The 13,739-nt window shown below is 71.0% G+C and carries 11 protein-coding genes; 8 read left to right on the top strand and 3 right to left on the bottom strand.

Annotated features, from left to right (window positions below):
- Positions 1 to 82 precede the first annotated feature (82 nt).
- The 8 genes from D3P35_RS09165 (at position 83) to D3P35_RS09130 (ending at position 9,050) form a co-directional block, all read left to right on the top strand.
- Positions 83 to 1,498: an amidase gene (locus tag D3P35_RS09165; protein ID WP_198670522.1), complete on the top strand. Its 1,416-nt coding sequence runs from the start codon at positions 83 to 85 to the stop codon at positions 1,496 to 1,498.
- A gap of 98 nt (positions 1,499 to 1,596) precedes the next feature.
- Entirely contained in the window at positions 1,597 to 2,895 is a 1,299-nt protein-coding gene (locus D3P35_RS09160; protein WP_118134412.1) for an ABC transporter substrate-binding protein, read from the top strand.
- Complete coding sequence (locus D3P35_RS09155; protein WP_232830438.1) at positions 2,883 to 3,692, top strand: ABC transporter ATP-binding protein; 810 nt, start codon at positions 2,883 to 2,885, stop codon at positions 3,690 to 3,692. The genes D3P35_RS09160 and D3P35_RS09155 overlap by 13 nt, the downstream gene beginning before the upstream one ends.
- The gene (locus D3P35_RS09150; RefSeq protein WP_118134411.1) at positions 3,685 to 4,407 is read left to right on the top strand and encodes an ABC transporter ATP-binding protein; all 723 of its coding nucleotides are present in this window, start codon (positions 3,685 to 3,687) and stop codon (positions 4,405 to 4,407) included. The genes D3P35_RS09155 and D3P35_RS09150 overlap by 8 nt, the downstream gene beginning before the upstream one ends.
- Before the next feature lies 1 nt (position 4,408).
- Positions 4,409 to 5,296, top strand: coding sequence for a branched-chain amino acid ABC transporter permease (locus D3P35_RS09145; RefSeq protein ID WP_118134410.1), 888 nt, complete (start codon positions 4,409 to 4,411; stop codon positions 5,294 to 5,296).
- A 10-nt stretch (positions 5,297 to 5,306) separates the two neighbouring features.
- Positions 5,307 to 6,323: a branched-chain amino acid ABC transporter permease gene (locus tag D3P35_RS09140; protein ID WP_118134409.1), complete on the top strand. Its 1,017-nt coding sequence runs from the start codon at positions 5,307 to 5,309 to the stop codon at positions 6,321 to 6,323.
- Between the two features lie 13 nt (positions 6,324 to 6,336).
- The gene (locus D3P35_RS09135; protein WP_118134408.1) at positions 6,337 to 7,947 is read left to right on the top strand and encodes a GMC family oxidoreductase; all 1,611 of its coding nucleotides are present in this window, start codon (positions 6,337 to 6,339) and stop codon (positions 7,945 to 7,947) included.
- On the top strand, positions 7,947 to 9,050 hold the full coding sequence (locus D3P35_RS09130) for a class II histone deacetylase (protein ID WP_118134407.1): 1,104 nt from the start codon (positions 7,947 to 7,949) through the stop codon (positions 9,048 to 9,050). Before D3P35_RS09135 ends, D3P35_RS09130 begins: the two co-directional genes overlap by 1 nt.
- A gap of 210 nt (positions 9,051 to 9,260) precedes the next feature.
- On the opposite strand, the gene D3P35_RS09125 is transcribed toward D3P35_RS09130, so the two are convergent.
- The 3 genes from D3P35_RS09125 to D3P35_RS09115 form a co-directional block, all read right to left on the bottom strand.
- Positions 9,261 to 11,333: an ABC transporter ATP-binding protein gene (locus tag D3P35_RS09125; protein WP_118134406.1), complete on the bottom strand. Its 2,073-nt coding sequence runs from the start codon at positions 11,331 to 11,333 to the stop codon at positions 9,261 to 9,263.
- 163 nt (positions 11,334 to 11,496) lie between these two features.
- Entirely contained in the window at positions 11,497 to 12,681 is a 1,185-nt protein-coding gene (locus D3P35_RS09120; RefSeq protein WP_118134405.1) for an ABC transporter permease, read from the bottom strand.
- Between the two features lie 12 nt (positions 12,682 to 12,693).
- Positions 12,694 to 13,668, bottom strand: a complete 975-nt coding sequence (locus tag D3P35_RS09115; RefSeq protein WP_118134404.1) for an ABC transporter permease — start codon at positions 13,666 to 13,668, stop codon at positions 12,694 to 12,696.
- Positions 13,669 to 13,739: the final 71 nt, after the last annotated feature.

Below are 13,739 nucleotides of genomic sequence, written 5' to 3'. Positions count from 1 at the left end.
TTATACAAACAATGCATTTTATCCAGAACCAACCGCACCGCAGCATCCGTTAACCATATCTTAATTCGACGGACGGCCCAGCGTGCAAGACCCTGACACCACCCCCATCGCCGATGCCCCGGAACTCTGCCGCATGGGGGCCCGCGCCCTCGCGGCGGCCTATGCCGAGGGCCGGCTGTCGCCGGTGGAGGTCACGCAGGCCGCGCTCGCGCGGGCCGAGGCGGTGCAGGCGCGGCTCAACGCCTTCTCGATGATCGACGCGGACAGCGCGCTTGCCGCCGCCCGGGCCTCGGAGGCGCGCTGGAAGGCGGGCAACCCGCTGTCGCCGGTCGACGGCGTGCCCTCCACCATCAAGGACATCGTCTCGGTGAAGGGCTGGCCGGCGCGCTACGGCTCCACCACCACCGATGCCGCTCCCAAGGCGGAGGACGCGCCCTCGGTGGCGCGGATGCGCGCGGCGGGGCTGGTGTTTCTCGGCATGACCACCACGCCGGAATTCGGCTGGAAGGCGCTCACCGACTGCGCGCTCACCGGCATCACCCGCAACCCGTGGGACCCGGAGGTGACGCCCGGCGGCTCCTCGGGCGGGGCGGCGGCGGCGGCGGCCTGCGGCGCGGGCGTGTTCCACCTCGGCTCCGACGGCGGCGGCTCGATCCGGGTGCCGGCGAGCTTCACCGGCATCTGCGGCATCAAGCCCACCTTCGGCCGGGTGCCCGCCTATCCCGCCAGCCCCTTCGGCACCGTGGCCCACGTGGGCCCGATGACCCGCCGGCCCGACGACATGGGCCTGATGCTCGACGTGATGTCGGGCCGTGACCGGCAGGACTGGCTGCAGGGCGAGGCGGTGTTCCCCGGGCTCGACCCGGTGGAGGTGTCCTTCGCCGGCCTGCGCATCGGCTACTGGAAAACCCCGCCCTCCGGCACTGTCGACCCCGAGATCGCGGCGCGCATCGACGCGGAGGTGGCAGCCCTCGCCGCCGCGGGCGCAATTGTCGAGGAGATCGCCCTGCCGATGTCCGAGAGCCTGCTCGAGACCTTCAACTTCCACTGGTACGCGGGCGCCGCGAGCCGCCTCTCCGGCCTCAGCCCCGAGCAGCGCGCCGCGGTCGACCCCGGCATGGCCGAGATCGCCGCCGTGGCCGAGGGCTGGTCGGTGCCGCAGTATCTCGCCGCCGTCACCGCCCGGGCCGAATACGGCGCGGCGATGGACAAGCTGCTGGGCGAGTACGACTTTCTCGTCTCTCCCGGTGCCGCGGTGCTGCCCTTCCGCGCCGGCGAGGAGGTGCCGCCGGGCTCCGGCCTGCCGCGCTGGATCGAGTGGGCCGGCTTCTCCTACCCGATCAACCTCAGCCAGCAGCCCGCCGCCTCGCTGCCCGCCGGGCGTTCGGAAAGCGGGCTGCCCATCGCGCTGCAGGTGATTGCCGGCCGTGGCCGCGACGCCGAGGTGATCGGCTTCGCGAAGGCCTACGGCGCCGCCCACCCGGAGCGGTTCCTCTGAGATCCCCGGCGCCCGGCCCCGCGGGGCCGGCGCGCCAGACTGCCAGAACAAGCGACCCGCACCAGAATGCAGGCGCCATCCAACAAGGAGTGCTGACGATGCTGACCAGACGTTCCCTGCTCAGGGGCTCGGCCGCGGCGGGTGCCGCGGGCACCGCCCTGCTCGCCGGTCTCAACGGCGCGCGCGCCCAGGCCGAGGGAGATCCCATCCCCGTGGGCGCCGCCCTGCCGATGTCGGGCATCGCCGCGGCCGACGGCATCGAGTTCCAGAACGGGCTCACCATGGCGGTGGACGAGATCAACGCCGCCGGCGGCGTGCTCGGCCGCCCGCTGGAGCTGCATGTCGAGGACACCGCCGATATGGGCGCCGACCTCGTCTCCCAGGCCATGCAGCGGCTGATCGACCGCTACGAGGCGCCGGTGATCATCAACGGCTACAACTCGGGCACCAACATGGTCGAGATGGACGTGGCGGCGGATAACGACGTGATCTTCTGCCACTACAACACGATGATCTCGCACAACAACAAGTTCAAGGAAGACCCCGAGCGCTACTACGGCTGCTTCCAGGGCGACCCGCCGGAATATTACTACGGCCCCGGCCTGCTCACCTATCTCAACACGCTGATCGAGAGCGGCCAGTGGACACCGCCGAACCGCAAGCTCGCGCTCATCCCCTCGGCCAACGAGTATTCCATCGTGATCGCCAACGCGGTGCGCGACCAGGCGGCGGAATACGGCTGGGAAATCTCGCTCTACGAGACCGTGCAGTTCCCCAACAACCAGTGGGGCCCCACCCTCGCCAAGCTGCGCCAGGACCCGCCGGCGGTGATCGCGGTGACGCATTTCCTGCCCCAGGACCTCGCGCAGTTCATGGTGCAGTTCGCGCCGCAGCCGATGAACAGCCTGATCTACATGCAGTACGGCCCCTCGCTGCCCGCCTTCAAGGAGATCGGCGGCGACGCGGTGAAGGGCGTGCTCTACTCCACCGTGGTGGGCTGCCTGCCCGATGAGTTCTCCGAAGCCTTCCGCAGCTCCTACCGCGAGCGTTTCGGCGAGAATTCCTCCTACCTCACCGGCTCGCAGACCTATGACGGGCTGTGGAAATGGGCGCTCGCCGCCGCCATTGCCGGCGGGCCCGGCGCGCCCTTCGACCGCGAGCAGGCGATGAAGGTGGCCGCCTCGATGAACCGGCTGATCTACCGCGGCGTGAACGGCATCTGCCGCTTCGACCCCGAGGGCCAGTCCGCCTTCTGCTACCCCACCCAGATCGCCGACGCCTCGCTGGGCATGCCGCACCAGTTCCTCCAGCACCAGGACGTGGCCGCCGACCCGGTGATGGTCGCCCCCGGCTCCTACGCCAAGGCGCCGTTCATGATGCCGCCGTGGATGTCGTGAGCCCGGGCGCGGCACCGATCCTGACCTGCAACGCGGTGAGCCGCCACTTCGGCTCGCTGCGCGCGGTGGATGCGGTGTCCCTGCAGGTCGCCCCCGGCGAGGTGCTGGGCATCGGCGGGCCGAACGGCGCCGGCAAGACCACCTTCTTCGACGTGGTGACCGGCATCACCGCCCCCTCCGGGGGGCGGATCGACTTCATGGGCCGCGACATCACCGAGGCGGGCGCGGACGAGATCTGCCACGCCGGCATCGCGCGCACCTTCCAGCTCAACGCCGCCTTCGAGCATCTCACCGTGGCGGAGAACGTGGCGGTGGCCGCCCAGTTCGGCCGCCACGCGCGGCGCTTTCCGGGCCTGCGCCTCTCCGCCGCCTCGCGCGCGGCGGCGGCGGAGGCGCTGGAGTTCGCCGGCCTCGGGCCCAAGGCGCACCTGCGCGCGGGTGATCTGCCGGTGCTCGACCGCAAGCTGCTGATGATCGCCGGCGCCATGGCCACCGAGCCGCGGATGATCTTCCTCGACGAGCCGGTGGGCGGGCTCAACAGCGCCGAGATCGACCTCGTGCAGGAGCTGGTGCGCCGCATGCAGGCCCGCGGCATCACCATCGTGCTCATCGAGCACGTGATGCGCTTCCTGCTCACCCTCTCCACCCGGGTGCTGATCATGCATCACGGCCAGATCATCTTCGAGGGCCCGCCCGACCGCGTGGCCGAGGACGAGACCGTGGTCGAGACCTATCTCGGCCAGGGCGCCGCCCGCCGCCTGAAGCGCCATTTCGCCGGAGCGCCCGCCCATGCCTGAGCCCGACATCGCGCTGAGCCTCGAGGGGCTGACCGCCGGATACGAGGGGCCGGACGTGCTGCGCGGCATCTCGCTCGAGGTGCCCCGGGGCCGCATCGTCACCGTCGTCGGCCCCAACGGCCACGGCAAGTCCACGCTCTTGCGCACCGTCTCCGGGCTGGTGCGGGCGCGCTCCGGCCGCGTGCTGGTGGGGGGCGCGGAGGTGCAGGCCCTCGCCCCGCACCGCATCGCGGCCGCCGGTGTCGCCCACGTGCCGCAGGGTGATCTGCTCTTCCCCGAGATGACCGTGCACGAGAACCTGATGATGGGCGCCTACAGGGAGGCCGACGCGGGCGTGATCGAGGCGCGGCTCGCCGAGGTGCACGCCCTGCTGCCGCGGCTGCGCGAGCGGCACCGTCAGCTCGCCTCCTCGCTCTCGGGCGGCGAGCGGCGCATGGTGGGGATCGGCCGCGGGCTGATGGCGGGCGCGCGCATCCTGATGCTCGACGAGCCCTCCCTCGGCCTCGCCCCCCTCGTGATCGAGCAGATCTACGAGGTGATCGGGCGCCTGCGCGAACAGGGCCGCACCATCCTGCTGGTGGAGGAGAACCCGGCCCGGGTGGCCGAGCTCTGCGACACCATGCACCTGCTCGACAATGGCGAGATCGTCTGGTCCGGCCCGCCCGCGGAGCTGATGGACCGTGACGAGCTGCTCGCCACCTACCTGGGAGGCTGAGATGCTCGACATCCTCACCGCCGTTCTGGTCACCGGCCTCACCAACGGCGCGCTCTACGCGCTGGCCACCGTGGGGCTCTCGCTCATCTGGGGCTCGATGGGCATGCTCAACATGGCCCATGGCGCGATGCTCGCACTCGGCGGCTACATCACCTTCACCGTGGTCGAGACCCTCGGCCTGCCGCTTCCGGTGGCGATGCTGGCGGCCGTGGCGGCCGGCGCGCTTGCCGGCATGCTGCTCTACCTCGGCATCGTGCGCAGCCTGCTGAAATCCGGCGGGCCCGGCTTCGAGACCAGCGTGATGATCGCCACCGTGGGCATCGCCATCGCGCTGCAGAACGCGCTGCTGCTCGTCTATGGCGGCCAGCCGCTGCGCCAGCCCTTCGCCATCTCCGGCGCGGTGGGCGTGGGGGCGGGCGTGGTGCCGCTCCTCAACATCGTCATCGTGGCGGTGGCCGTCGCGGTGATGGTGGCGGTCTCGGTGCTGATCTCGCGCACCCGCATGGGCCGGGCCATCCGCGCCACGGCGCAGAACCGCGACGCGGCGCTGCTGATGGGCGTGCCGGTGGGCCGGGTCTACCTGCAGGTGCTGGCGCTCTCCGGCGGGCTTGCCGGCATCTGCGGCGTGCTGGTGAGCTCGATCACCCAGCTCACGCCGGGCCTCGGGGCCGACCCGATGCTGAAGGCCTTCATCATGTGCGTGGTCGCAGGGCTGGGCAACCTGCCGGGCGCCATCGCCGCGGCCTTCGGCCTCGCCATCATCGAGGCGGCGGTGCAGTTCGGCGCAGGGGCGCGCTGGGGCTTCCCGGTGCTGCTGCTGCTCGTGATCGCCATCCTGATCTGGCGCCCCGCCGGCCTGTTCGGCCGCGCCCAGATCCGCCGCATGTGAGGAGCGAGCCATGACCGACGCATCCCTCCCCGCCGCCGCCCCTGCCCCCCGCCGCGGCATCGCGACCGACCTCGCCGTGGGGGCACTCCTGCTCGCCCTCGCCATCGCCGCCCCCTTCCTGATCGACAGCCGCTACGTGCTGGGCCAGATCGTGCTCGCGCTGTTCTGGGCCTCGGTGGCGGCACAATGGAACCTGCTCTTCGGCTATGCCGGGGTGTTCTCGCTCGCCCAGATGGCCATCTTCGCGGTGGGCGGCTACGCCACCGCCATGCTCGCACAGTATCTCGAGCTGTCGATCTGGGCCGCGATCCCGCTCGGCGCGCTGATCGCGGTGGTGTTCTCGGTGATCGTGGGGCTCGCCTGCCTGCGGCTGCAGGGGGTCTACGTGGCGCTGCTCACGCTTGCCATCGCGCAGGTGCTCTACCTGCTCATCGTCACCGACACGGCCTGCTTCCGCATGGAGGGCACCTCGTGCCGGCAGTTCACCGGCGGGGCCACCGGCTTTGCCCGTTTCGGCGATTTCGGCATGCGCCAGCTGCTGCGCGGCGACTGGATGATGGGCAACTACGCCATCGTGCTCTGCGGCTTCGTGCTCACCATGGTGATGTCCTGGGTCATCATCCGCTCGCCCATGGGCCTCGCCTTCAAGGCGCTGCGCGACAACCCGGCCTATGCCGTGGCGCGCGGGGTGAACCGCTTCCACACCCAGCTCCTGGTCTTCGCGCTCTCGGCCTTCTTCACCGGGCTCACCGGCGGGCTCTATGCCGCGCATTTCCAGGCCATCGGGCCGGGGCTGTTCTCGCTCTCCCAGCTGCTCTTCGTCATCGCCATCGCTGTGGTGGGGGGCGTGGGCACCTTCTGGGGCCCGGTGGTGGGGGCGATCGTGCTGATGCTCGCCGACGAATTCATGCGCGAGGCCGGGGAGTTCCGCACCCTCGGGCTCGGGCTCATCATCGCCGCCGTCACCGTGCTCCTGCCCCGCGGGCTGGTGGGCAAGGCGGCAGACCTCTTCCGACGCCGCCCCTGAAAGGACCGCTGACATGTACGACACAATCATCGTGGGCGCCGGCTCGGCCGGCTGCGTGCTCGCCTCCCGCCTCTCGGCCGACCCCGACCGGCGCGTGCTGCTGCTGGAGGCGGGCGGCGAGCCGCCGATCAACTCGCGCATCCCCTCCGACTGGGTGACCCTGTTCAACACCGCCGCCGACTGGGGCTACTACACCGTGGCCCAGCCCGGCTGCCGCGGCCGGCGCATCTTCTGGCCGCGCGGCAAGATGGTGGGCGGCTCGGGCGCGATGAACGCGATGATCTACATCCGCGGCCTGCCCTCGGACTTCGACACCTGGGAAAGCCTGGGCTGCCCCGGCTGGGGCTGGAAGGACGTGCTGCCCGATTTCATCGCGACCGAGGGCAACACCGGCCAGACCGACCCCGCCTACCACGGCACCTCCGGCCCGCTGCACGTGGAGGACGTGGCCTGGACCCACCCCTGGGAGCGCGCCTGGATCGAGGCAGGTGTCGCCGCCGGCTACCCCGCGAACCCCGACTTCAACGGCCCCGAGCAGGAGGGCTTCGGCTTCTTCCAGTTCACCATCCGCGAGGGCGCGCGCTCCGGCACCTCCCGCGCCTTCCTCGAGGGCGCGCTCGCCCGGCCCAACCTCACGCTCAAGACCGGCGTGCTGATCACGAAGGTGATCATCGAGAACGGCCGGGCGAAGGGGGTGGAGTATCTCGAGAACGGCGTGCCGAAGAAGGTCTACGCCGAGGCGGAGGTGGTGCTCTCCGCCGGCTCCATCGGCTCGTGCCAGACGCTGATGCTCTCGGGCGTGGGCCCGGCGGACGAGCTCTCCGCCGTCGGCGTCACCCCGGTGCTCGACGTGCCCCAGGTGGGCAAGAACCTGCAGGACCACATCAACATCCCCTTCTCCTACTACGCCAAGGAGGAGGGCGGCATCGGCGCCTGGGACGAGGCCTTCCTCACCGCCTCGCAGGAGGAGTGGGAGCGCGCGAAGACCGGGCCGCGCACCTCGGCCTGGGTGGCGGCCGGCGCGCATGTGCGCTCGCGCCCCGACGTGGAGCCCGACCTGCAGTTCTACGGCGCGGCCTCCCCCCACCGGGACTACGCGCGCTTCCTCGCCTCGAAATCCGGCATGACCATGCACTGCACCCTGCAGCGCCCGGAGAGCCGCGGCGAGATCCGCCTGCGCTCGGCAAACCCGCTCGACCACCCGGACCTCGACCCGAAGTATTTCATCTCCGACCCCTCGGGCCGCGACATCGCCACGCTGGTGGAGGCCATCCGCATCCAGCGCCGGGTGGCGGCGACAGAGCCGCTCGCGAGCCTGCTCGGCGAGGAGATGCAGCCCTCCGCCGAGTGCCGCAGCGATGCCGAGCTCGAGACCTACATCCGCGGCCATTGCACCACGCTCTACCACCCCGCCGGCACCCTGCGCATGGGCACCGACGCGGCCGCCCCGGTGGACCCTTCGAGCTTCGCCGTGAAGGGCATCGAGGGGCTGCACGTGGCCGATGCCTCGCTCTTCCCGCGGATGATCTCGGGCAACACCAACACCGCCACGGTGCTCATCGCCGAGCGCGCGGCGCGGGCCATCGCAGGCCGGGTGCCGGCGGCGGCGGAAGCGGGGGCGTGATGGCGACGGGGTTCAACTTCCACGAGCTCTACCTCTGGCACGACACGCGCAACTACGCCGCCGTCTTCCCGCCCGGGCTCACCATCGAGCCCGGGGAGCACGCGGAAAACCCCGCCACCAAGCGCCGGCTGCGCAACCTGCTGGAAGTCTCCGGCATGCTGGAGCACCTCACGCCGCTCCCCGCCACGAAGGTGAGCGAGGAGGACATGCTGCGTGTCCACACCGCGCCCTACATCGCGAAGCTGCGCGCGCTCTCGGAGGCCGAGGGGGGTGACGCCGGCGGCCTCACCCCCTTCGGCCCCGGCTCCTTCGAGATCGCGCGGCTGGCGGCGGGCGGCACATATGCGGTTCTGGAGGCGGTGCTGCGCGGCGAGGTGGCGAACGGCTACGCCCTCACCCGCCCGCCCGGCCACCACGCCGAGAGGGACATCGGCATGGGCTTCTGCCTGCTCGCCAACATCCCCATCGCGGTGAAGAAGGCCCGCGCCCTGCACGGGCTCGGCCGCGTGGCGGTGGTGGACTGGGACGTGCACCACGGCAACGGCACCGAGCAGGCCTTCTGGGAGGACGGCGAGACCCTCACGATCTCGCTGCACCAGGACCGGCTGTTCCCGCTCACCACCGGCGCCGTGAGCGCGCGCGGGGCGGGCGCGGGGCTGGGGGCGAACATCAACATCCCCCTGCCCCCCGGCTCGGGCCACGGCGCCTACGTCGCGGCCTTCGAGCGCATCGTGCTGCCGGCCCTCGCCGCCTTCCGGCCGGAGGTCATCGTGGTGGCGAGCGGCTTCGACGGCTCGGCGAACGACCCGCTGGGCTGCATGATGATGCACTCGGGCACCTACCGCGCCCTCACCCGGGCGCTGATGGACTTCGCCGGCGCGGCCTGCGGCGGGCGCATCGCGATGAACCACGAGGGCGGCTACTCCGCCTCCCACGTGCCCTACTGCGGCCTCGCGGTGATCGAGGAGCTCTCGGGCCACGCCACCGGCATCGAGGACCCGTGGTTCTCCAACATGGCCGCCTATGGCCAGCAGGAGCTCCAGCCCCACCAGGAAGCCGCCATCGCCGCCGCCGCCGAAGACCAGCCCCTGCTCGCACGCTGACGTGCCCGGCGGCCCCGGCCCCCGGGTCGCCCACGGCCCGAGGGGGCTCGATGCCCCCGACGGGACGTATCCCGCGAGAGGCCGGCAACCCGCGCGCAACACCCCGGCCGCAGTGCGGGGCGAAAACGCCCCTCGGGGGCATCGAGCCCCCTTCGGGTCGTCGGCGGCCGGGGCCGCCGGCAGCGGTGAGCGGGTCCCGGTGTCCCGGCCTCAGGCGATGCGGATGACGGGCTCCATGCCGTCGAGCACCTCGCGGGAGAGGTGGCATTTCACCCCGTGGCCATGCCCGAGGTCGCGCAGCGGCGGCACCTCGGTCTCGCAGCGGTCGCCCGGCACCTCGGCCTTGCGCGGGCAGCGGGTCTGGAACGGACAGCCCGGGGGCGGGTTCATCGCCGAGGGGATGTCCCCCTCCAGCACCACGTGCTTCTTCACCACGCTCGTGTCGGCGATCGGCACGGCGGAGAGCAGCGCCTCGGTGTAGGGGTGGTAGGGCGGCGAGAACACCTCGTCGGTGGTGCCGATCTCCACAACGTGGCCGAGGTACATCACCATCACCCGGTCCGCGAGGTAGCGCACGATGGAGAGATCGTGGCTGATGAACAGCATCGTGGTGCGGTTGCGCCGCTGGATCTCGGTGAGAAGCTCGGTCACCGCCGCCTGCACCGAGACATCGAGGGCGGAGACCGGCTCGTCGGCCACCACCACTTTCGGCGTGCCGGCGAAGGCCCGGGCGATGCCGATGCGCTGCTTCTGCCCGCCCGAGAGCTGGCGCGGCATGCGGGAGGCGAAGGCGCGCGGCAGCTTCACCATGTCGAGGAGCTCCAGCATGCGCTCGCGCCGCTCCGCGGTGCTGTTGCCCACGCCGAAGAGCTCGAGCACCCGCATGATCTGCGCCCCCACGGAATGCGAGGGGTTGAGCGTGTCGAACGGGTTCTGGAACACCATCTGGATGCTCGAGACCGTGCCGCGGTCGCGCGCCTCCACCGCGATGTCCTGGATCTCCTCGCCCGCGAGGGTGATGCTGCCGGCGGTCGCCGTCTCCAGCCCCAGCAGCAGCTTGGCGAGGGTGGACTTGCCGCAGCCGCTCTCGCCCACGATGGCGAGCGTCTCGGCCTCGCGCGCCTCCAGGGTCACGCTCTCGTTGGCCTTCACCACCCGGGCCTCGCCGGTGCCGAAGGCCGAGCCCGCCACCTCGTAGTACTTGCGCAGCTCGCGCACGCTCAGCACCACGTCTCCGGGGGTGACCGGCTCGGTGTCGGCGCTCGCCACCGGGCCTGCCAGCCAGTCGATCTCGTCGTGGCGCAGGCAGCGGGTTTCGTGGCGGTCGTCGCCGGGCACGTCGGCCATCGGCACCGGGGCGGCGTCGCAGCGCCCGGCCTGGAAATAGTCGCAGCGCGGCCCGAAGTTGCAGCCCGGCGGGCGCTCGTGCGGCAGCGGGAAATTGCCGGGGATGGCGACGAGCGGCCGGGCGTTCTTGTCGGCCCCCGGCAGGGGGATCGAGCGGAACAGGCCCTGCGTGTAGGGGTGGCGCATGCGGTCGAACACGTCGGCGATCGAGCCGCGCTCCACCGCCTCGCCGGAATACATCACGCAGAGCCGGTCGCAGGTCTCCAGCACCAGGCCGAGGTTGTGGGAGATGAACAGCATCGAGGTGCCGAAGCGCGCGCCGAGGTCCTTCACCAGCTCGACGATCCCGGCCTCGACCGTCACGTCGAGCGCGGTGGTGGGCTCGTCGAGGATCAGCAGCGACGGCTTCGACATCAGCGCCATGGCAATGACGATGCGCTGCTGCTGGCCGCCGGAGAGCTGGTGCGGATAGGCCCTGAGCATGCGCTCGGGGTCCGGCAGGCGCACGGCCTCCACCACCTCGAGCGCCAGCGCCCGCGCCTCGGCCGCAGAGGCGCCCTGGTGGATCATCGGCACTTCCATGAGCTGCCGGCCGATCTTCATCGCCGGGTTCAGCGAGGCCATCGGCTCCTGGTAGATCATCGCGATCTCGTTGCCGCGGATGCGGCGCAGCTCGGCAGCGTTGAGGGAGGTGAGGTCGCGGCCCCTGAAGCGGATGGAGCCGCCGGTGATGCGGCCGTTGCGCCCCAGGTCCTGCATCACGCCCAGCGCCACGGTGGACTTGCCGCAGCCGCTCTCGCCCACGAGGCCCAGCGCCTCGCCGGGGCGCACGGTGCAGGAGAAATCCATCACCGCCGGGATCTCGCCCCCCTGGGTGAAGAAGCTGATCGAGAGCTTGTCGATCTCGAGGATCGGGGTGTCGTCCGTGTCCGTCATCGCCTGTTCCTCTCTGCGTTGCGCCCCGCGGCAGCCGGGCAGGCCCCGGCATCGGCCAGGATTCGGGGGCCGGGGCGCCGTGTCTCCCGCCCCACGGCCCCGCCCCGCGCCGCGGCGTCCCGGGCCTGCCCCGGGACCTCCCGGCCGGTTGCCCGCGCCGCCATCAGTCCTTGAGCGACTGCTCGCGCAGCCCGTCCGCCAGCAGGTTGAGCCCCAGCACCAGGCTCATCAGCGCCACGGCGGGGGCGATGGCGGCATGGGGGTAGACCGAGAGCAGCCGGCGGCCCTCGTTGATGGTCATGCCCCAGGTGGGGCTCTCGGGGGAGATGCCGAGGCCGAAGAAGCCCAGCGTGCCGAACAGGATGGTGGTGTAGCCGATGCGCAGGCAGAAATCGACGATCAGCGGCCCGCGCGCGTTGGGCAGGATCTCCCAGAGCATGATGTACCACGGCCCCTCGCCCCGGGTCTGGGCGGCGGAGACATAGTCGCGCGTCTTGATGTCCATGGTCAGCCCCCGCACGATGCGGAACACCGTGGGCGAGTTCACGAACACCACCGACACGAAGATGTTGAGCAGGAACGGGTCCATGTAGAGGACGCCCAGCGGGTCGGCGTTGAAGGCGAGGCCGAAATAGGCCCAGAGCCCCACCACCAGCGCGAGGCCGAGCCGCGGCGCGAGCTGCGCCGGTCGCCGCCCGAAGCGGGTGCGCAGCAGCATCACCACGAACACGAGCGGGAACAGGAACAGCACCGCCGCCATCATCTGCGGCAGCGACAGGCCGAGCCCGCCGAGGCTCACCATCGGCTCGCGCGCGATCTCCGGTGTCACCAGCAGGTAGAAGAGCAGGATCACCGGGAAGGCGAGCACCAGGTTCGCGAGGAAGCTCAGCGCGGTGTCGAGCCTTCCGCCGAAATAGCCCGCCGGCAGGCCCAGGATGATGCCGGCCATGAAGGCGATCAGCGTGGCCGCCGGGGCGATGATCAGCACCGATTGGGAGCCCCAGACCATGCGGCTGAACACGTCGCGCGCGAGGTTGTCGCCGCCCAGCAGGTAGTAGAGCCCGCCGCTGTCCGGCACCGGGGTGCCGGGCACCTTGTTCTTGAGTGCCGCGATCTGCTCGAGCGGCGCGAAGGGCGCGATCTGCGGCGCGAAGAGCGCGGTGAGCGCCCAGAACAGCACCAGCGCGAGGCCGATCAGCCCGATGGGCGAGCTGAAGAGCTTGCCGTAGAGGCCGAGGTGCCGGCGCGCCGCATATGAGCCCGCGAAGATCACCGCCAGCCCGGCCCAGACCGGCCAGAAGGCGACGAGGATGCCGGAGAGGATGCCGCCCCAGGAAAGTGGTTCCATGCCCTGCCCCCCTCAGCGCACGCGGATGCGCGGGTTGAGCCACACGTAGCCCACGTCGGAGATGAGCTGGGTCACCAGCACCACCAGCACCGCCACGATGGAACAGGAGAGCAGCAGCTCGATGTCGTTGTTGGAGGCGGCCTGCACCAGGGTCCAGCCGAAGCCCTTGTAGTTGAACAGCGTCTCCACGATCACCACCCCGGTGAGCAGCCAGGGAAACTGCAGCATGATCACCGTGAAGGGCGCGATCAGCGCGTTGCGCAGCGCGTGGCGGATGACGATGCTGGGAAAGCTCACCCCCTTCAGCCGGGCGGTGCGGATGTATTGCGCCGTCATCACCTCGGCCATCGAGGCCCGGGTCATCCGCGCGATATAGCCCATGCCGTAGAGCGCCATCGTGGCCACCGGCAGGGCGAAATTCTCGAAGGTGATGCTGTCGGTGGCCGAGGTCGCCACCCCCTTCAGCAGCGTGCCGCGCTCGAGGAAGATCGGCGAGAGCCCGCCGCGCGAGGAGGCGAAGAGCACCACCAGGATCACGCCGGAGACGTATTCCGGCGTGGCGGTGGAGGCGATGGAGAAGGTCGAGAGCGTGCGGTCGGTGCGCGAGCCCTCGCGCATGCCGGCCAGCACCCCGATCAGCAGCGCCGAGGGCACCATCACCACCATCACCCAGAACATCAGCCAGCCGGTGTAGCCCAGCCGCTCGCCCACGATCTCCGCCACCGGCTTGCGGAACACGCTGGAGGTGCCGAGGTCGCCCTGCACCACGCCGCCCACCCACTCGCCGTAGCGCAGCAGCAGCGGGCGGCGGTAGCCGTGGCCTTCCAGCCAGCTCTCGACCTGTTCGTCGGTCATGCGGGCGTTGGCCTGCTCCTTGGCGAGCTTCTCGAGATTGGGCTCGAGGTTGGTGAGCCAGAACACCACGAAGGTGAGGCAGAGCGCGGTGAGCAGCATCACGCCCAGGCGCTTGAGGACGAAGAGGAGCATCTGTCTCCTTCCGGCTGGAGGCCCGCGGCAGGCGGGCCCCGGGCTCAGGCGCCCGCCCGTGCGGGGCGCGC

This window comes from Oceanicella sp. SM1341, assembly GCF_003448965.1.
Taxonomy (GTDB): domain Bacteria; phylum Pseudomonadota; class Alphaproteobacteria; order Rhodobacterales; family Rhodobacteraceae; genus Paroceanicella.
The sequence above is the reverse complement of the archived record's forward strand: the minus strand, read 5'-3'. Positions and strand labels throughout refer to the sequence as shown.

Excerpts from the sequence above, each read along its gene's own strand:
- D3P35_RS09135 (WP_118134408.1), top strand. The coding sequence starts at position 6,337 with ATGTACGACACAATCATCGTGGGCGCCGGCTCGGCCGGCTGCGTGCTC.
- D3P35_RS09120 (WP_118134405.1), bottom strand. The coding sequence starts at position 12,681 with ATGGAACCACTTTCCTGGGGCGGCATCCTCTCCGGCATCCTCGTCGCC.
- D3P35_RS09130 (WP_118134407.1), top strand. The coding sequence starts at position 7,947 with ATGGCGACGGGGTTCAACTTCCACGAGCTCTACCTCTGGCACGACACG.
- D3P35_RS09125 (WP_118134406.1), bottom strand. The coding sequence starts at position 11,333 with ATGACGGACACGGACGACACCCCGATCCTCGAGATCGACAAGCTCTCG.
- D3P35_RS09140 (WP_118134409.1), top strand. The coding sequence starts at position 5,307 with ATGACCGACGCATCCCTCCCCGCCGCCGCCCCTGCCCCCCGCCGCGGC.
- D3P35_RS09150 (WP_118134411.1), top strand. The coding sequence starts at position 3,685 with ATGCCTGAGCCCGACATCGCGCTGAGCCTCGAGGGGCTGACCGCCGGA.
- D3P35_RS09115 (WP_118134404.1), bottom strand. The coding sequence starts at position 13,668 with ATGCTCCTCTTCGTCCTCAAGCGCCTGGGCGTGATGCTGCTCACCGCG.
- D3P35_RS09160 (WP_118134412.1), top strand. The coding sequence starts at position 1,597 with ATGCTGACCAGACGTTCCCTGCTCAGGGGCTCGGCCGCGGCGGGTGCC.
- D3P35_RS09145 (WP_118134410.1), top strand. The coding sequence starts at position 4,409 with ATGCTCGACATCCTCACCGCCGTTCTGGTCACCGGCCTCACCAACGGC.